The sequence below is a fragment of the Brevibacillus panacihumi W25 genome, from assembly GCF_000503775.1.
GTDB lineage: Bacteria > Bacillota > Bacilli > Brevibacillales > Brevibacillaceae > Brevibacillus > Brevibacillus panacihumi_A.
The window spans coordinates 772,595-791,247 of sequence record NZ_KI629786.1 but is presented as its reverse complement, the minus strand read 5'-3'; the positions used below and the strand labels follow the sequence as shown (position 1 = coordinate 791,247).

Genomic DNA, 18,653 nt, shown 5'->3' with positions numbered 1-18,653 from the left:
TGAATAGACGCGCATTTTTCAATCGAAAGACTTTGTGCATGCAATCTGAGTATCCAGTAATAAAAAATTTTTCTTGCATATTTTCCTATTTGTGGAGTATTCTAATCAACAAGAGTTGACTGTATAAAAATTTTTAAAGACAGGAGCGTTGTTCTTATGGTGATCACTGCAGTATACACGGCTTAGGTAGGGCCTCGATCGAGGGGCTCTCCCTCTCATCGAAAACCCGAATACCTATAGCTGTACACTGCAGGATGCCTGAACCGCTTCTGTCTTTTTTTCCGATCAGTTGTGGCGCCACCCAGGGGGGAGTAGCTGTATTTTGCCTTCTCCATCTGGTTTTCTTTAAGGCCCACTTTTACCTGATATCGTTAAAAAGCGCAAGCGAAGAGAGTATCGTCCTCTCCCGTTTTGCGCTTTTTTTGGTGGGTTCAGGTTCGGGCTTTCTGCAGATTTTGAAAACAGGATGGAGGAAATGGTGTCATGAGTTGGCGTTCTTGGGACTTGAATCTGAAGGTTCGGCTATTTGGCGAACTGATTACTCATACATTTTTTTGGATGTATTTTCCGTTTATGGCTCTCTTGTTTAGCGATTCGTTCGGGAAGGACATGGCAGGTCTGCTGCTCATGGTTCCTCCTCTATTGGGGATGTTCTCCAATCTCTTCGGCGGCTATCTGTCTGACCGGATCGGGCGCAGGCCGACCATGCTCACCTCGCTGATCCTCTCGTCAAGCATGTTTGGCCTGTTTGCCTTTTCCTGGTCCCCGTGGGTGGATTATCTCGCTTTCATCGGGATCGGAATTGCTGGCTCCCTGTACTGGCCTGCCAGCTCAGCGATGGTAGCTGATTTGACGACAGAAGAGGACCGGCGTGTCGTGTTTGCTACCTTTTACACAGCGATGAATATCGGGGTTGTTGCCGGACCTGTGCTTGGCTCCTTCTTTTTCATTCATTACCGCTTCGAGCTGCTGCTCGTTTGTATGATCATCGAGATCTTGTTTGCGATCACGGTCTTTTTCCTGATCAAGGAAAGCTTGCCGGCCCATGTGCGGGAGGAAAAAGCAAAAGAACGCTTTTCGATCAAAGAGCAGTTTAAAAGCTATGCGGTCATCTTCCGCGATAAAGTATTTGCCCTCTATATTCTGGCTGGCGTGTTCATCGCCATCGCTTTCATGCAGCTCGATCTGTACATGGCCTTGTACGTCAATGAACATGTACAGTCCCAGCCTCTCGTATCCTGGGGAGACTGGTCCTTTAACGTCGGAGGGACGAGTGCATTTGGCTGGCTGATGGGGCTAAACGGTCTCTTGGTCGTGCTGTTTACCCTCCCGGTGACCAATTGGTTCCAGCACTGGAGCGACCGCAACAGTCTCGTCATTTCATCCGTCTTGTACGGCGCTGGCATGTTTATGATGGCCTTTTCCACGAACATCTGGTTTCTGTTCGGCTGTATGTTCGTCCTGACCCTTGGCGAGTTGATCCGTACCCCTGTCGCACAAAGCTTTATCAGCAAGTACTCCCCGGAGGACGCGCGCGGGCAGTACATGGGTGCTTCCTCGCTGCAATTTTCCATCGGGCGGTTTATTGCTCCCCTGACCATCGGGATTTCCGCCTGGCTGCCGCCTGTCGGGGTGTTTGGGCTGATACTGGGTGTCTCCCTGTTGAGCGCGTATTTGTATGTTGTTTTGTTCCGCAAGATTCCAGCGAATCAGGAGGGGTGATTCAGCCCTGACTGGAACTTATCTGCCAGTGATTCGTATAAAAAGGTAACAAAAGGAAGGAGTGGTTCCTGATGCGCTACCAAATGGGAGGCGTTCGACTTACTTGTCCCTGTTGCCAAAATGATACGTTCAATAAAGACTATCGCCAATTGAATTCGCGAGGGGCTACTTTCTTCGGGCTGGATTGGGCGAATAAAGAGGCCGCGATTCTGATCTGCAAGCGCTGCTCCTATATATCGTGGTTTATGGAGGATCCCTCGGAAGTATAAAAAAACGGACCCTTGAAGATTACTAACCTTCTATTGTTTAGTTAAATGTTATAGTCCCGTGTTTTTTGCTCCTGACCCTTATATTATGTTGGAACGCGTGGTTCCTTTCTTATGCTTTCATAATTAATTGTTAAAAAATCAAGAGAGACTACCCTTTACACGGTGGTCTCTCTTTTGCTTCTACTACTACCCTAATGCTTCCTTACATTAGACTAACGATTCTTTACTAGTCGTATATACGCTCTTGCGTATGCCCTGTAATTTTCTCGGAAACATCCTCGTATTCCCACGAAATACTACCTCCAGGAGGAATAGAAAGTCCATAAGACAAATGTACGTCTTCCCATGAATGAAGATAATGACTCCATACATCGTACATTTCTCCACCCCAAGAAGAATCTCGATGAGTCACTTCAACTTTCATATAGCCCCTTATATTCTTAATATACTGATACCTCTCGGAATTCATTGATGGGAAGTTTACATCAAACGCGTAGCCGCCTGAATCTCGCGTATCTGCTCTACTATCATCTCGAGTCATTGAGGTCCATTCATAGATTGGATGCCCATAAGAGTCATATTCCCCATTAAAGCCATACTTTCGAAATTTTAAATAAAACTCTTCAGTGCCTGATACTAATGAAGCATTATCACTGATACCTATCGCAAGAACATCCTCATATAGGTCACCAAGAAAACCATATGTACTGCTATCATCTGCAAACTCAAAACGAGCTGAGGCTTGTGCATCACCTTCAACCTCATCATAAATAAACCATGTTTCTAACGTTATATAGTCATGATCGTCTTCTATATCATAATCAAAAGTAGAAATTGGATCATTATTTTCATCATCAATCTTCTTTTTATTTTTCTTTATTTCCTTTTCTAGTTTCTCTTTAAATTCCTTTTTTGTGACCTTCTCCACCCTTTTTTCATTACCATTTTTTATAATTTCATAGTAGTCTTCTTTCTTACTCACTATTGGCTTTTTTATGGATAAATACTCCTGTACTTTACCATCCTCAATCAGATCGGCAATATGTTCATCAGAAAATTTGAAAACCTCTTTTAGTTTTTTTATCTCTGCTTTACTCAATTTTTCTTCCGATGCCGTAACAAGACTAGTATTACTAAATAACAAAGAGGTACCAAAAAGCAAAGAAAGAAAAACGCTTGATTTTTTTGTCATTTTTTACACTCCCTAGTATATAATTGAGTAAAAAGGATAGGGTGATAGAGTTGAATACAAATAACAAGTTTTTAATTGTACTATTAACTTTGTTGGTGTTTAGCAACGGATTTATTTTTATAAAAATGAATGGAATCGAAAACCGATTCGAAAAACTTCAAAGAGAAATCGACAGTAATTTCAAAGAGGGTCTACGGTTACTGAGCAGATCTTTAAAAAAAGATACAGATTGGGGTACAAAATTTGATTTAGCACTATCACATGCAAGTAAAATTCAAGTTCTTTCTGACAATACTTCATACACGTCAGAAAATAATGAAAAATCTCGAATCATATTAAGTTATAGTTATATGTTACAAAGTTATTTCCAAGATTCCCAAAATTCGTCTATAGATGAGAATAAGCAAGAGTTAGAAGAACTTATTAGATGCCTTGATGAATTATCATCTAATCCCTCCAATATTGAATATGGAAAAAAACTAATTTCTTTGCTTCGTTAAATTTAGATAACTTCACCTCCCAGAAATTTTTATATCAGCATCTGTAAATATTATCCATTATATTGCTTTTTTTAACATTAAGTCAATTATTTTGTAACTATTTTGTTGTTGACTTTTTGCATCGATGATATACCTGAGATAGGGGAGAGCTATGGAACGACTTTATCTATGAATTATCTATTGGAAATGCAACTCATGTTGTATATAAAAGGAACTTTATTACCAACATATAGGATGGATGAGTTTCTACATTTTTTGTTCCTAGAAAATACACATCAAGTATGACTAACTATTGGAACAAACGACTTGTGGGGAAAACATCTCGATTCAGTCTGGAAAAGGAAGTAATTAAAAAGTTCTTCAAAATATACGAACGGACGCCTGTAACATTCAGGCGTCCGTTGTCATTGTTCATAATTACGCTACGGCATGTCATCCGTTTCCAAAAACTCATCCCGATCAAAGCGCCCACGCATCCACATGTAGGTGTCGGCGTAGATGGCCTGGATCGCTTCATCCTTGCTGCGAGTAGCTGGCAGGAAGTACATTACTTTTGTCCATTCCTAGCAAGAGTTTACCACCCCTGTTGACGTAAGGGAATAACTGGAATACGATGCACTTGAACGTACCTTATCCTGGAGGTGTGTGATGGCGTGCTGCGTATCCATTTGCCTCGTATTCTGCTGGCTTTGATTTTTATCTTGGCCGGATTTAATGGTTGGGTCGTCATTCTCGGGTATGATCCCGTTTTTCCGACCAGCCCCAAGGCCATGGAATTGTTAACCGGGTATTTGCTGGTTTTGGAAAAATCTACGGAGCTTTTAGGTGGACTTTTATTGCTCGTCAATATCTTTACGCCGGCTATTTTAGCGATCTTTGCCCCCATTGTGGTCAACATCTTCCTTTTTCACATTTTTGAGGATCCAGCCTTGCTCCCCCTGGCCATTGTGGTATCTGGGCTGGAAGGATATCTGCTTTGGATATACAGAGATCACTATAAGGGACTGCTGGAACGAAAAGGAAAATTGCCGATGTAGGTCAAACAAAAAAACGGACGCCTCGAAAATTCAGGCGTCCATTTTCATTTTGTCTGCTACGGCATGACATCCGTATCCAAAAACTCATCCCGATCAAAGCGCCCGCGCATCCACTTGTAGGTGTCGTCGTAGATGGCCCGGATCGCTTCATCCTTGCTACGGGCAGCTGGCAGGAAGGCTTTGGAGCCGAAATAATACGCGTGCACATTGTTTTTGTCCATCCCCAGCTTATGGGTGGCAGCCAGTTGATTGTAGTAAAGCTGGTAAAATTTCGGATCGTTGTACATCTTGTGATCGCCCTCGATCTCGATGTCCATTCCGTACTTCTGTACGGCGTCCAGCACCCCTTGGATCCGTTCGATTGTTACGGGCTTGTCACTGTAGTAATTAGGCTGGAGGAACGCTCTGTCGAAATACAAGCTTTTCCACTCTTCTACGCCAGGGGAGCCGTAGTACGGAATCCAGTAGAAGCGGAGCGCCTCATCATGGACCATGCCGGCTGTGCTGCGGATCAGTTCCCGCTCCTTCGGGGCACTGTCCTCGATCAGCTCATGGAACCAGTAGATGCCATCCAGATTCAAGTAGCTGTAGCCTTCCTTGTTCCAACGCTTGAGCAGCTCCTGGAAGTACCACTCGACCGCTTTTTTGCGGTTCTGATAGGCCATCTCTTCCCCGATGCCCGCAGCGTTGAAGGACAGCGATGTCTCCTCGCCTGGCAGCTTGCCGAAATCCTTCTGAGCAGCATTCGGATACGGGATCGCCAGCACCACGTTTTCCTTCGTCGGAGTGGTGTACAGGGTGCCTCGCAGGCGATTGTACTCGCGCATCGCACTGTTGAGCGCATCCAACTGCCTGTCCATGCGGAACAAATCGTTCAGATAGGCATTCCAGCTGTCACGGGTAGCAGGCATGGTCTGGTAAGGCAATAACAGCACCGTGTCAAACATCTGATCCCGCATATACCCATCTTGCGTCAAATACCCCACCATCGGCAGGAAATCTTCCTTGGTCCAAGTGCCCAGTTCGTCATGCATTCCCGTGTAGACAAGCAGCATATTTTCGACTGGCCGTCTGGTCTGCCGATTATCGATTGGTTGGAACTGTTTGGGAGGCGGAAGCAATGCGATATCGCTAGGCCCTGCTTCTGCATCCTTGGCCCATACCTCCAGTTGGCGTGCGAAGACGAACACCTTCACCGGAAAAGTGACGCGAACATAACGCACTTCCAGCTGTGGGAGGGACACTCCCAATGTGCGAGTCACCATTTTTTCTTCGGAAGCCGGGACATCGTGCACGGCTTTCCCCGCATACGACCAAGCCTTTCCATCCTGAGATACCTCTACCTCCAGCGAGTTCGGCAGGGTAATCCCTGACGTTTTGCGTTGCTGGAAGGTGAGATTGACGCGCTCTACCGCCTTGCCTTCTGGCAGCGCTACGGTCACCTTGCGACCGTACTGGCGATTGTAGCCTGTCCACTCTTCAGATACAGCAGTCAAGCCACCGACTGGACCCGGATAAGCCTTCTCGACCTCACGGAAATAGTTATCCGCCGGTCCCACTGTTTTCACTGACGTAAAGCTGTCAGGGGCAATGTTTTGCAGCTGGTCTTCCTGAACCGGAGATGTCTCTTCGACTGGCGTGGATTCGGTGGATTCCTGCGGCTCCGACGCCGACGGCTCAGGCTTCTTGGACGGCTTCGATTCTTCTTCTTCTGGCTTTGGCGCGACGACAGCGGCTGTAATCTGTACCGGAATCGTCACAGTGCGGTGTCCGACCGTCACGGTGACATTCCCTGTTCCCGTCGCGGGTCCAGCCACAAAAGTGCCATCCGGCTGGATTGAACCCAGCTCCGGCCGATCAAATCCATAAATCGGCGTGAACGGAAGCTTTTTGCCGTCCGGGCTTTTTACGGTCACACGCTCGCTGCTGCCAGCCATGACGTTCAACCGCTCCGTGTTCACTTCGAACTTCACTTGTTCCGCCTGCAAATAGCGGGCATCCAGGACGCGCTCCGCGATGACGGCTGCTTCCGCACGGGTGACGATGCCTAAAGGACGAAACGAACCGCTTGCCCCCGTCATCCAGCGCTGATTGGTCACGGCCACGATCGCATCGCGGGCATAGTCCGCCGCTTCCTCAATATCCTCATAGCTGGCGGAACCGGATGCCGAAGCAGGCTGGATTTGGCCTGCTTTCATCAGGCGCGTCAAAAGAACGGCCAACTCCTGGCGGGTCAAGGGATCGGCTGCACCGAGCTGATTGTCCGGTCTGCCTTTCAACACCTCAAGCTCCGCCAGTGAATACACGTAAGGGGCATACGGGCTGTCCAGCCCCACGTCTTCGTATTTTGCTTCTTCTACGCCGACTGGCTGCAGACCGATTACCTTGCTGAGCAGGACCGCTACATCCTGACGCGTTATCGGTTTCTGCGGTTCAAATCGCTCTTCTTCCACTCCGCTGATCAGATGAAGCGAGGCCAGCCGGGTGATCGCGTCTTTGGCAAAGCTGTCCTCCACATCCTTGAAGACGATCGGCTGTTCACCCGATGCAGCCGCTGTCTCAGCCGTTTCATTCTGCGCCTCCTCGGTCCCGGCAGGTGCAGGTGCTGTCGTCTCTTCAGCCGAGATTGGCGCTGCTACGGTCAGCAGCATCAGTGCGGCCAAGCAAGCAGCCACGATCCGGCTGCGGGTTGCACGATACAAGTTGCTCACTTTCCTTTCTCCTCCCCTTCCCCCTTCTCTCGCTTATTCGGTTGGGGCAACCACTGAAGGACGAGGGGGTTTTGGTCCAAAAAATTGATAGTAATCTACTTTGATATTGCCGTTGTACAGCTTTCTTTTTTTACTTGCCTGACGTCCAAAATGCTCCTCGAACTGCTCGTCCGAGGTGATGATGTAAAAGGACCAGGTATCCATCGCCGCAAAGGTTTTGCCCATCTCGCCGTACAGTCTGCTCACCTGCTTCCATTCGCCAAGACGCTCCCCATAGGGCGGATTGCAGATCAAATAGCCGTATTTGCGCTTGGTGCGAATGTCGCGGACATCCATGCGCTGGAAGTGGATCTGATCATCCACCCCTGCTTCTTCCGCATTGCGGCGAGCGATCTTCAAGATCTCATCATCTACGTCCGTTCCGATGATCTCCAGCTTCTGGTCATAACGCGCCAGGTCATGGGTTTCTGCGCGGGCTTCCCGCCAAACCGTTTTCGGAATCGCCGGCCAGCTCTCACAGACGAATTCGCGATTCATCCCCGGTGCGATATTTTGACCGATGAGGGCCGCTTCGATTGGCAAGGTTCCCGAGCCGCAGAACGGGTCCATAAATACCCGATCCGGTTTCCAGCGAGACAGGATGATCATTGCCGCTGCCATCGTCTCCTTCAACGGAGCCGTACCGATCAAGCCGCGATACCCGCGCTTATGCAGGCCGGGCCCGGAGGTATCGATGGTCAGCGTCGCCATATCCTTGTGCAGGGCGACTTCGATTTTGTACAACGGTCCCTTCTCTTCAAACCAATCCGTCTTGTACGTCTTTTTCAGGCTTTCGACCACTGCCTTTTTAACGATGGCCTGACAGTCCGGCACACTGTAAAGCGTCGACTTCACAGACTTGCCCTCGACCGGAAATGTCGCATCCTCGGTAATCCAATCCGACCAAGGCAGCGCTTTGGTCTTCTCGAACAGCTCGTCAAAAGTGGTCGCTTTGAACTCCCCTATCTTTAGACGCACACGATCCGCAGTTCGTAACCACAAATTGGCGCGTGCGATGGCAGAAATATCTGCGGTAAAGTTCACTCTTCCGTTTTCTACCTGAACCTGATTGTATCCGAGCGCTTTTACCTCTTCGGCGACTACGGATTCTAAGCCAAACGTCGCCGTAGCGATCAATTCTACTTTTTGCATGCCATGTCTCCTGTCCGTACGAATTCCTGTGGGTCATACCCTTATACTATATTACCCGATTTGCCTATGGGGTTGGTAATCCTATCAAAAAAGACGCAAAAATGGCATGAGCCCTGCTGTGCGTGGGGAGCCTACAGACAAACATGTGCGGGAGGAAAATGTATGCCGGAGCTGCCTGAAATGGAGACGTACCGCAAATTGCTGGAGGAAAGAGTCGGGGGGATGGTCATCACGGAAGCACGGGTAGAGCGGGAAAAAACGATCAACGTCCCGCCCCAGATGTTCATCCAAACAGTGACGGGGAATCGCCTGCAGCATGTCAGCAGACGAGGAAAGCATCTGCTGTTCGAGTTGAATTCTGGTCATGTACTCTTGCTTCATCTCATGCTTGGCGGATTTTTATACTGGGGAAGCCAGACTGACAAGCTGGAGCGCAGCGCACAGGTGACGCTCAGCTTCGGGTCGAACATCCTCTATTTCCACGGATTGCGGCTGGGCTACCTGCATCTTTTGACGCGTGACCAGGCAGTCGAGCGTTTGGCTGACCTGGGGCCTGAGCCGCTGTCGCCTGCTTTTACCCTTGCGCAGCTTGCTCAACTTTTAGGCAAAAAAAGAGGCGCGCTCAAAACGGCCCTCGTCGATCAGCATTGGCTGGCCGGGATCGGCAATTGCTATGCCGACGAAATCTGTTTTCATGCAGGTATTTTGCCCACCAGACAGATTCCCTCACTGACCCCGGAGGAGACTACTCGGCTGTATCATGCCCTCCAAGCGATTTTGCGGGAGGCGATGCAAGCAGGGGGATACATGGAGGTCCCGTTCTATCACGGCGACCGGCTAACTGGAGGGTATAACGAGCGCTGTCGGGTGTACGACAGAGAAGGAGAGCCTTGCCTGCGATGCGGACACAGAATCGCGAAAAGCATGCTCTCCTCCCGAAAAGTATTCGCCTGTACGAATTGCCAGACCTAGCAGCATTATTACATGTGGGTTTCTTTTGGGCTTAGCTTTTTCACCATATAGACTTGCTCCGTCTCAGAGGGACCGAAGCCTGCGCTCTCCAGCACAGACAACAAGAGCTTATCCGAAGCGGGCAGGTTGAACGTAGTGCGTTTGCAATCTTTCTCAGGCTGATACAAATGCTGCAGCGCCACGCGCAAGATATTTTCCGCATCCGGACGGTCCGGCATGGCGGCACATTGTCGAAGCGTAACAGCTGCAAGCTGGCCCTCTTCGTTCAACACCCGTTTGTACATGGCGTAGCCGACAGTCTCTCCTCGCTGGTCGTCGATGAGAATCACTTCCGCATCGCGCAGGCTGAGCCATTGATTCTGCCAGGGGACATCGCGTTGGTAAAACGGAAGGCGTGCCGCCTCTTGAGAAATACCCGTTCGCACGCGGTATTGATCTGCATGCTGCGCCCCAAATGCATCTGCGGGCATGGCGCCCGATTGCTGCCAAAAGAGCAGACGATCCACCACTTCGTACCCAAGCTGCTCGTACAAGCGAATCGCCTTGTCATTTTTACTGATCGCTTCCAGAGTGGCTACCTCCGCTCCTGCTTCCTCGTAGAGCTGCAGAGTGGCTTCCATCAGTTGGCGTCCGACTCCCTGGCGTCGGTACTCCGTCGCTACTCCTGTGCCGCCGTTCCAGGCTATTTTTTTCCCTGCAATGCTGCGCAGGCCGCTCGCGACCAGGCCAATCGGCTCGTCACCGTCAAAGGCGACGACAGAGAGGGAAATGTGATAGCCTTCCGCGCCGAGCCGCTGGACGATGCTTTCCTCCGTCATTTCGACCGGAATAAAGTAGCCCTCGAAGCCCCTGTTCCATGCTTTGGTGATTTCTGCAATCGTACAATCGCTCATCCGTTTGATGGTAATCAAGGTACCACCTTCCCATCTATTTGATAAAAGTATTTTAATCGATAAAATCTAAAAATTCAATCATTATACGATGTGCTTATCGCGCTGTCCCGCAAACCATTTGCATGATAAGATGAAAAAAATTCGTTCTTACAGCGATCAAAGTGAAGGATGGCTTCGGTATGAAATCAAGACGTATTCTACTATTCGCAGGCGGTAATCTGGGGGAATGGGCGCTCCGGCTCATCCAGGAGCATGACGTGCTGGTCGGTGTGGACCGGGGAGCGTGGTTTCTCATCGAAAACGGACACTCCCCCCATCTGTCCATCGGAGATTTTGACTCCGTTACGGAAGAAGAGAAAAAACAGATTGCAAGCAAAAGTTTGCAGGTGACAGACTGCGACCCTGTCTACAAGGATCTGACGGATACCGAAATGGCCTTGCAGTGGGCGATCCGGCAGCACCCAGAGGAAATCCTGCTGATCGGCGTGCTGGGGACGCGATTTGACCACACACTCGCCAATGTCCACCTGCTGGAAAAGGGGCTGCAAGCTCATATCCCTTGCCGCATCATCGACGCATACAACGAAATTCGCCTGATCACGGATGGCGTCACGATCGAGTCCGGCCCTTATGATCATCTCTCGCTGCTTCCTTTCAGTCAGGAAGTGACGGGAATTACCCTGCAGGGCTTTCAATACCCGCTGGAGAATGCCACCCTGCGCATCGGCGACACCCTGGGCATCAGCAATGTCCTGATTGAGCCCAGGGGGCATATCTCGCTGGCGACAGGGAAGCTTCTCGTGATTCGGAGCAAAGACTAACCGGTCGCCCTAGCTGTTGGGGTCTTCCGGAAGCTGCCAGTCGATCGGCTCCAAACCTTGTGCAAGAAGGAATTGATTGGCTCGCGAAAAAGGTCTGCTGCCCAAAAAGCCGCGATGCGCAGAAAATGGGCTGGGGTGCGGTGAGGCAATAATATGGTGTCTGCTTCTGTCCAGCAGAGCCGCTTTCTCTTGGGCGTGTTTACCCCAGAGGATAAAGACCAGTGGCGTCATGCGCGCATTGAGCTGATGAATCACCTGATCCGTAAAGGTTTCCCAGCCCAGACCTTTATGCGAATTGGGGCTGCTCTCCCGCACAGTCAGGACGGTGTTGAGCAGCAGCACGCCTTGTTTGGCCCAGTGAACGAGGTAACCGTGCTGAGGAATGCTGCAATTCAGATCAGTTTGCAGCTCCTTGTAGATGTTCTGCAGGGAAGGCGGCGGCTTGATCCCCGGCTTGACGGAAAAGCTCAGGCCATGCGCCTGCCCTGGCCCGTGATAGGGATCTTGTCCCAGAATAACCACCCTTGCCTGCTCGTAACTCGTCAGGTGAAGGGCATTGAAAATATCGTACATATCCGGGTATACCGTGTAGCGCTGATACTCTTCTTTCAATGTTTCCCTCAGTTTGAGATAGTATGGCTTGTCAAACTCTTCGGCCAATATGTGGGCCCAGTCATTTTTTAAAATCGACATCTTTTGCTCTCCTAGTCTTGTATTCTCCCTATTCTCCATCATACTCATAGTGCGCTCAGGAAAAAAGTATCTTTGCGCCCCGCGTTTTCTAGGACTTTTCCCACGGCGATTGGCGATTTCCTATTTTTTCTAGTCTTTGTTTCCTAGTACCCTCGGTTGATAGCTGAATTTTGCAAAATTTGTCATACTAATGCTAGAAAAGTCGAATACAGCACAGGCTGGTCTCATTCGATACGGGGAGAGGTTTGCAAGAATGAAATGGGATTTTAAATCTTTATTGGGGGGCATCGTGATCGGGTCGGTGCTCTTTTCCGGGATAGCCGCAGCGGCTTCTAACTATCCCGATCCAGAGACCAAACAAACGCCCTTTACCTATTATTTTGAAGGGGTGCCAAAATCGCCTGCGAGCGATGTACAAGGAATCATGTACAAGAACACTGTCTATGTCCCGATTCGCTTCGTCGCCGAAAACCTGAACAAGCCGGTGATCTACGATGCGCGTTCGCGATCCATCTACATCGGCAAGCTGCCGACTAGCAAGATGTACTCCAAGATGGAAGCAATCGAACTGGTGAAGGCCAAGTTCGCGGGGAATCTCTCTCCCTCTCACGTCGTTGAGTATTCCCACGACGATGAGAAAGGGCACTACGTCATCCATGTCTATCAAACCTATGTGAACAACTTCCAGTCCGGAGACAGCTACACCAGCACCTATGGCTGGTTCGTAGTGAATCCAAATACCGGAGATATCCGATCCTTGTTGCAGTAACCGCAGAAAACAGCAATCCTTTTTAACAGGGTTGCTGTTTTTTGTTATACCAGATCGCGGTTACTTGGAGTGCTCTATGGACGAAACCAGCAATTCGTTAAACCGGGCAGCTGCCAGTGATAAAGAAATGTCCCTGCGTGTTGCGATTCCGATATGGCGGGAAGGGATCGGTTCGATCAGCTTCAGCTCAAAAAGGCGCTCCTCCTCCAGCTCCTGTTGGATAAAGGAACGGTTTACAAACGCAGCGCCATAACCACGCTGGGCAAACTCTATGAGCATGTCTGAGCTGTTCAGTTCAATATCAACCTCTGCCTTTACTCCCTGTGCTTCGAACCATTGCTCGACGAATTGCCTGGTATTGCTCCCCGAAGAGAGGAGAAGCAATGGAATTTTCGTTAACGCTTGGATGGAAATCGGGTTCTCTGACAGCGCACGGTATGCAGGACCGACTACAAAGCAGTCATGATTGGTGATGACATGAGTGACATCGAGTTCCTGATCGGACACCGGAAGATGAACGAGGCCAATATCGATTTTGCCTTCTTTCAGACGTTTTGCGATTTCATACGTTCTGCCTTGCACAAGTCGGATGCGCACCCCCGGATACGCGCTATGGAAACGGTCCAATGGATGGAGCAGGAGATGTTTGATCACAGGTCCGCTCGCTCCAATCCGCAGCTCCCCGGAAGCCAATTGCACAAATGATTGAATTCGCTTTTCTCCAGCTTCCAGAAGCGAAAAGGCTTGCTTGACATATTCCAATAACGCCGATCCTTCTGAGGTCAGACTGACACCCTTTGAATGGCGGTGAAATAATTTGACACCCATCATCTCCTCCAATTGCTTGATTGCGTAGCTGACGGAAGGTTGGGTGATATGCAGCTGTTGTGCCGCTTTGGTCAAATTGCCCAGCTCGGCTGTACGCAAAAAAATTCGATACCATTCCATATGGATGTTCATTTTGATATAGACCCTCTCTATGACACACTTCGTTATTTGTGATTTCATTTATTATAGCTTACTTCTTATAATCAAACATAACAATTGACTACGCAGAAATGGGAGAGTTTGCAAATGGCGGGAAATTCATTCGGAGAAGTATTTAGAATCACTACGTTCGGGGAATCTCACGGAGAAGCTGTAGGCGTCATCGTAGACGGAGTAACACCCGGAATCGAAATCGACCGGGATTACATTCAAAAGCAAATGGATCGAAGAAAGCCAGGTCAATCATCCATTACGACCAGCAGAAAAGAGTACGACATCGTAAATATCCTATCCGGCACCTTCGAAGGCAAAACAACCGGTACCCCTGTCTTTATGATTTTGTATAACACGGATATGCGGCCGGAAGCCTATGACGATATTAAACATTCCTTTAGACCCGGCCACGCCGATTTCACTTATTTGCAAAAGTATGGAATCAGGGATTACAGAGGAAGTGGACGGGCGTCAGGAAGAGAGACCGCCGGAAGAGTTGCTGCAGGAGCATTGGCACGCAAGCTGCTCGAGAATAGAGGGGTAAGCGTATTAGCCTACACGACAGAAGTGGGCGGAATCAAAAGCAATCAATTTGTGGAAAGTGCGATTGAGGAAAATCCGGTAAGGACTTGTGATCCCGATGCAGCCCCCGCCATGGTAGAAATGATAGAAGAGCTCGCAAGGCTTGGGGATAGCTGTGGGGGAATCGTAGAATGCAGGGTTAGAGGGGCCATTCCCGGTCTCGGGGAGCCTGTATTTGATAAATTGGACGCAGATCTGGCAAAAGCCATGCTGTCGATTGGTGCCGTAAAGGGAATTGAGTTCGGGACTGGTTTCGATGGCACAAGGATATTGGGAAGCGAGCATAATGACGGCATGGATAAAAATGGTTTCCTGAGCAATCATTCAGGAGGGATCATTGGCGGCATCAGCACCGGACAAGAGATTGTGTTCAGAATTGCTGTCAAACCCACTTCATCCATATCGGTAGCCCAAAAAACCATCGATATTCATGGAAACGAGAAAGAAATCGTCACCACAGGCCGGCATGACCCTTGTATTTGTCCACGAATCGTTCCTGTAGTCGAAGCGATGACTTGTCTGGTTCTGGAGGATCACTTCAAACGCCATTTGGCCATGCACGGTTGATCTAGCAATTCAACCATACTGAAATGCAAAAAAAGCCCCTCGAAAGAGAGCCCTGCAAAAGTCCACCTACTATCTGTAAACTGAATCCCCAGTGCTTTTAGGTACTGGGGATTCATGTGTCGTGAATGTAGCTGTAGTGGGGAGAAGCATGTTTCCGATCTGCGCTACGGTCTACGTCCCGCAAGGGAGTTAAACTGTCCGCTCCACAGCGATCCCGGGGGAAGCGCAAAACGGCGCGCAGCTCCGGAGTTTATTCATAGGTTGCGCTTTCGTTTCCCCGGGCTTCGCTGTTCCGCTAGGCTGGACTCCGCCAATCGCTCCGCCTGGAAACATGCTTCTCCTCCCCAACCGTAGAGTTTTCAACCAGTACCCCCTTTGGCACTGGGTTTTGTTGTACAATGAAAAGAAAACGAAAGAGTTGGAACCATTGCTACAGCCCTCTAAACAAATGACGGCATCTTTCCATGCCGAATTATACAAACTGATTCCCGAGGATCACCCATTACGAAAAATCAATGAAATCGTAGATTTCACGTTTATTCATGACTTAGTTCGTTCCTCTTATTGTGAGCATTACGGAAGACCTGCTAACGAACCAGAACTCCTGTTTCGTTTGCTGTTTTTACAAGTTCTCTACAATCTTTCGGATGAACGCATCATTCAGGAAACGCAGGTAAACCTCGCTTACAAGTGGTTTTTAGGTGTAAATCCGGAGGATAACCTTCCTGACCCCTCCCAACTGTCTCGCTTTCGTAATCATCGATTAGGAGCAGGAGCCGTGGATGAGGTGCTCATATCAGTTGTGCGTCAGTGCATTGAAAAAGGTCTTGTGAAGTCAAAGACGATCATCATGGACTCCACCCATACACTGGCAGCTTCGCAAAAACAAAAGCCACTTGAAGTACTTCGAGATGCGGCGAAGCGCCTGTTCCGTGTTGTGGTGAAAAAGCATCCCAAGCTTGAGAAGAAACTCCCGAAGTTACCGGGGTTGAGGAAAGAAGATCAAGAGGATGCCGAGAAGATCATGCTTCAGTACCTGGCTAATCTTGGGGAAACTGTTGAGTTGTTGTTGCCGGATCATGAAGGTTCCATCTCGGAGAAAGTTCGAATCGCCAAGGCCATCGTGGAAGACGAGCGTCTCCTTGCCAATAAAGGCATTATGTCGGCCATTGATCCGGATGCACGCTTTGGATGGAAGAGCAATACAAAATCCTTTTTTGGCTACAAAGAACATATCGCCATGACAGAAGAAGAGATCATTACGGCTGTGGAAGTTACTGAAGGAAGTTCGGATGACGGCAAACAATTCAAAGAACTTTTGAATCAAACCTTGGACGCAGGTATAGAAGTACATGAAGTGATTGCTGACACTGCATATTCGGGTAAAGATAATTTGGAAGAGATGAAAAGTAAGCAGATTCAACCCGTCGTACCACTTAACCCGATCGTACATAACGGAGGGCTTAGACAAGAATACAACAAGGGTGCAGACTTTGTTATTTGTCCGGCAGGACAACACAGTATTCGAAAAGCTGTCCAAGGAAGCAAGCAAAGTGGCAATAGTCGTTCTCTTGTTTTCTATTTCGATACCGAGAAATGCAAGGCGTGCCCGCTTAAGGAAGGATGCTTCAAGCCAGGAGCGAAGAGCAAAACCTATTCCATTCGGATTGTGGCGGAACATTACCAAGAGCAAATCGAGTTTGAGAAAAGCGATACGTTCAAGGAACGTATTTGTCGCAGACCGATTATTGAACATAAAAATGCGGAACTAAAAAGGTATCATGGGATGACCAAGGCTAAGTACCGTGGTCTCTTTCGCATGCGAATACAGGCAATACTTACGACTTTCGTCGTAAATGTAAAACGGATGATAAAATTAACAGAGAAAATGCAGTCCGCCTCCTGAGGGAGATTGAACTGCATTTTTTCGTTATTGCCCTCTTTTTTACACAATTCAATGGGGTTACTCGAGTTGCAAGCTCCAACAAGGGGATTTTGCAGGGCTCTCTCGAAAGGGGCTTTTCTTTTCTACACCAACAAACCTCCGCCGCTCTTGCTGTACTTCAAAATGCCTTCCGCAGCCCGGTACGACAGCGCTCCCATCGTTCCGGTAGGGTTGTAGCCGCTATTATGTGGAAAAGCAGATGCTCCTACCACGAAGACATTCTCGGCATCCCACATTTGCAGATAATTATTGACCGCCGACGTATCAGGCGAGGAGCCCATAATGACGCCTCCGGTGTTGTGCGTAGACTGGTACGGCGTGATATCGTAAGGTCCGAGCTTCCTGTTCACCTCGATCTTGTCCGCCGCACCCATCTCCTTGATGATCTCTCCACAGCGATCTGCACAATAAGCTGCCAACTGCCTGTCCTGTTCCTCGAAATCGAAGGTAATCCGCATCAGCGGGTCCCCGAACACGTCCTTGTATGTAGGATCGAGATCGAGGAAATGATGTCGAAACGGCATGCAGGCCCCTTGAGCCCCTACGGACAACGTGCGGGTGTAGTACTTGATCGACGCCGCCTTGAATTCTTTCCCCCAACCTGGCACCCCGGCAGGAACCTTGTTGTTGCCGATAGGCCGCTGACCGGTCTGCGAGATGGAGATATTGGCACCGTGAATAAAGTTCAAATCGGAGTGGTCAAAATTGTCGCCGTTGTAGTCGTCGATCGTCATCCCCAACGCCCCTGCTCCGGCAAACACATTGAACTCCCTGTCTTCATAAAAGCCGATAGCTCCGCCCCGGATGACCTGATAGGCGTAATTTTTCCCGATGACCCCTTTACCGGTATTCGGGTCGTAAGGACGCCCCAAATTGGACATCAGCAAAAGCCGGGTATTATTAAACACATAGCTGGTCAGCACAACGATATCGGCAGGCTGCTCAATATCCTCGCCGGTGGTCACATCGGTGTACATGACTCCTGTCGCCTTCTTCCCATCATGCAAAATGCGGCGCACATGCGAATGGGTGCGGATCTCGAACTTGCCTGTCTTTTTCGCGACGGGAATGACCGTTACGACGGGATCAGCCTTGGCTCCGTACTCGCATCCAAAACGCTCGCAAAAGCCGCAGTACTGACAAGCAGCTCGCGAAACGCCATCCGGGTTGGTATACGCCTCGGATAGATTGGCGGATGGCATCATGTACGGATGCAGATTCATTTTTTTCGTCGCTTCAGCAAACATTTTCAGCGCTGGCGGCATCTTCATCGGCGGAGTGGGATACGGCTTCGACCGCTTGCCGCCCAGGGGATTCTCCTCCCCGGATATCCCGGCCATCTGCTCAAACCTGTCAAAATACGGCTCCAGCTCATCGTAGGTAATGCCCCAATCCTGAATCGTCATGCCATCCGGGAACTTTTTCTCGCCGTACCTCTCAATCGTTTTGCTGCGAATCTCGAAATCATACGGCAGGAAGCGAAACGTCTGACCGTTCCAGTGTACTCCCGAGCCTCCCAGACCTGTACCCAGCAAAAAAGACCCGTACGAACGCATCGGCAGGGCACGGACACTAGGCTTGCTGCGGAACGTAATGGTTTCCTTGGATAAATCCTGCATCAATTCATAACGCAAAGCGTAGCGCAGCTCATCGTGGACCATGAAGTAATCTTCGGTTTTCCGCTCTTTGCCGCGCTCCAGCCCTACGACTGTCAATCCTTGCTTGGTCAACTCCGAGGCGATGATCCCTCCGCCCCAGCCTACTCCTACGACCACCACGTCTACCTTGGGCAATTTTTTTGCCATACA

At 49.3% G+C, this 18,653-nt stretch carries 17 protein-coding genes; 9 read left to right on the top strand and 8 right to left on the bottom strand.

What is annotated here, in order from left to right:
- Positions 1-483 precede the first annotated feature (483 nt).
- Both T458_RS53370 and T458_RS53365 read left to right on the top strand, forming a co-directional pair.
- Complete coding sequence (locus T458_RS53370) at positions 484-1,722, top strand: MDR family MFS transporter (protein ID WP_023559322.1); 1,239 nt, start codon at positions 484-486, stop codon at positions 1,720-1,722.
- 71 nt (positions 1,723-1,793) lie between these two features.
- Entirely contained in the window at positions 1,794-1,991 is a 198-nt protein-coding gene (locus T458_RS53365; protein ID WP_023559321.1) for a hypothetical protein, read from the top strand.
- 226 nt (positions 1,992-2,217) lie between these two features.
- Here the strand turns inward: T458_RS53365 and T458_RS53360 are convergent, their stop codons facing one another.
- The gene (locus T458_RS53360) at positions 2,218-3,183 is read right to left on the bottom strand and encodes a hypothetical protein (RefSeq protein ID WP_023559320.1); all 966 of its coding nucleotides are present in this window, start codon (positions 3,181-3,183) and stop codon (positions 2,218-2,220) included.
- Between the two features lie 50 nt (positions 3,184-3,233).
- Here T458_RS53360 and T458_RS53355 point away from each other — a divergent pair, with 50 nt between their 5' ends.
- Positions 3,234-3,683: a hypothetical protein gene (locus tag T458_RS53355; protein WP_023559319.1), complete on the top strand. Its 450-nt coding sequence runs from the start codon at positions 3,234-3,236 to the stop codon at positions 3,681-3,683.
- 422 nt (positions 3,684-4,105) lie between these two features.
- Here the strand turns inward: T458_RS53355 and T458_RS57840 are convergent, their stop codons facing one another.
- Positions 4,106-4,231, bottom strand: a complete 126-nt coding sequence (locus T458_RS57840; protein WP_023559318.1) for a hypothetical protein — start codon at positions 4,229-4,231, stop codon at positions 4,106-4,108.
- A gap of 105 nt (positions 4,232-4,336) precedes the next feature.
- On the opposite strand from T458_RS57840, the gene T458_RS53350 reads away from it, so the two are divergent.
- Positions 4,337-4,720, top strand: a complete 384-nt coding sequence (locus tag T458_RS53350) for a hypothetical protein (RefSeq protein WP_023559317.1) — start codon at positions 4,337-4,339, stop codon at positions 4,718-4,720.
- 56 nt (positions 4,721-4,776) lie between these two features.
- Here the strand turns inward: T458_RS53350 and T458_RS53345 are convergent, their stop codons facing one another.
- Complete coding sequence (locus tag T458_RS53345; RefSeq protein WP_051410146.1) at positions 4,777-7,371, bottom strand: DUF4855 domain-containing protein; 2,595 nt, start codon at positions 7,369-7,371, stop codon at positions 4,777-4,779.
- A gap of 93 nt (positions 7,372-7,464) precedes the next feature.
- Complete coding sequence (locus T458_RS53340; protein ID WP_023559315.1) at positions 7,465-8,622, bottom strand: THUMP domain-containing class I SAM-dependent RNA methyltransferase; 1,158 nt, start codon at positions 8,620-8,622, stop codon at positions 7,465-7,467.
- Positions 8,623-8,784: 162 nt separating this feature from the next.
- Here T458_RS53340 and mutM point away from each other — a divergent pair, with 162 nt between their 5' ends.
- Positions 8,785-9,594: a bifunctional DNA-formamidopyrimidine glycosylase/DNA-(apurinic or apyrimidinic site) lyase gene (gene mutM, locus T458_RS53335; RefSeq protein ID WP_023559314.1), complete on the top strand. Its 810-nt coding sequence runs from the start codon at positions 8,785-8,787 to the stop codon at positions 9,592-9,594.
- Between the two features lie 8 nt (positions 9,595-9,602).
- Here mutM and T458_RS53330 read toward each other — a convergent pair whose 3' ends face one another.
- Positions 9,603-10,505, bottom strand: coding sequence for a GNAT family N-acetyltransferase (locus T458_RS53330; RefSeq protein ID WP_023559313.1), 903 nt, complete (start codon positions 10,503-10,505; stop codon positions 9,603-9,605).
- Between the two features lie 161 nt (positions 10,506-10,666).
- Here T458_RS53330 and T458_RS53325 point away from each other — a divergent pair, with 161 nt between their 5' ends.
- Positions 10,667-11,308 carry a thiamine diphosphokinase gene (locus tag T458_RS53325; protein WP_023559312.1) on the top strand — a complete coding sequence of 214 codons (642 nt, stop codon included), beginning with the start codon at positions 10,667-10,669 and terminating at the stop codon, positions 11,306-11,308.
- Positions 11,309-11,317: 9 nt separating this feature from the next.
- Here the strand turns inward: T458_RS53325 and T458_RS53320 are convergent, their stop codons facing one another.
- Positions 11,318-12,001: a uracil-DNA glycosylase gene (locus tag T458_RS53320; RefSeq protein WP_023559311.1), complete on the bottom strand. Its 684-nt coding sequence runs from the start codon at positions 11,999-12,001 to the stop codon at positions 11,318-11,320.
- Between the two features lie 253 nt (positions 12,002-12,254).
- Between T458_RS53320 and T458_RS53315 the strand changes: the two genes are divergently transcribed.
- Complete coding sequence (locus T458_RS53315) at positions 12,255-12,770, top strand: stalk domain-containing protein (RefSeq protein ID WP_023559310.1); 516 nt, start codon at positions 12,255-12,257, stop codon at positions 12,768-12,770.
- Positions 12,771-12,830: 60 nt separating this feature from the next.
- Here T458_RS53315 and T458_RS53310 read toward each other — a convergent pair whose 3' ends face one another.
- Entirely contained in the window at positions 12,831-13,730 is a 900-nt protein-coding gene (locus tag T458_RS53310; RefSeq protein ID WP_023559309.1) for a LysR family transcriptional regulator, read from the bottom strand.
- Positions 13,731-13,844: 114 nt separating this feature from the next.
- Between T458_RS53310 and aroC the strand changes: the two genes are divergently transcribed.
- Together aroC and T458_RS53300 are read left to right on the top strand one after the other, a co-directional pair.
- Positions 13,845-14,900: a chorismate synthase gene (gene aroC, locus T458_RS53305; RefSeq protein ID WP_023559308.1), complete on the top strand. Its 1,056-nt coding sequence runs from the start codon at positions 13,845-13,847 to the stop codon at positions 14,898-14,900.
- Between the two features lie 427 nt (positions 14,901-15,327).
- A complete protein-coding gene (locus T458_RS53300) occupies positions 15,328-16,806 on the top strand; it encodes an IS1182 family transposase (RefSeq protein ID WP_031306252.1) in 1,479 nt (492 codons plus the stop codon).
- A 122-nt stretch (positions 16,807-16,928) separates the two neighbouring features.
- Here the strand turns inward: T458_RS53300 and T458_RS53295 are convergent, their stop codons facing one another.
- Positions 16,929-18,650 carry a GMC family oxidoreductase gene (locus tag T458_RS53295; protein ID WP_023559306.1) on the bottom strand — a complete coding sequence of 574 codons (1,722 nt, stop codon included), beginning with the start codon at positions 18,648-18,650 and terminating at the stop codon, positions 16,929-16,931.
- Between the last annotated feature and the right edge of the window lie 3 nt (positions 18,651-18,653).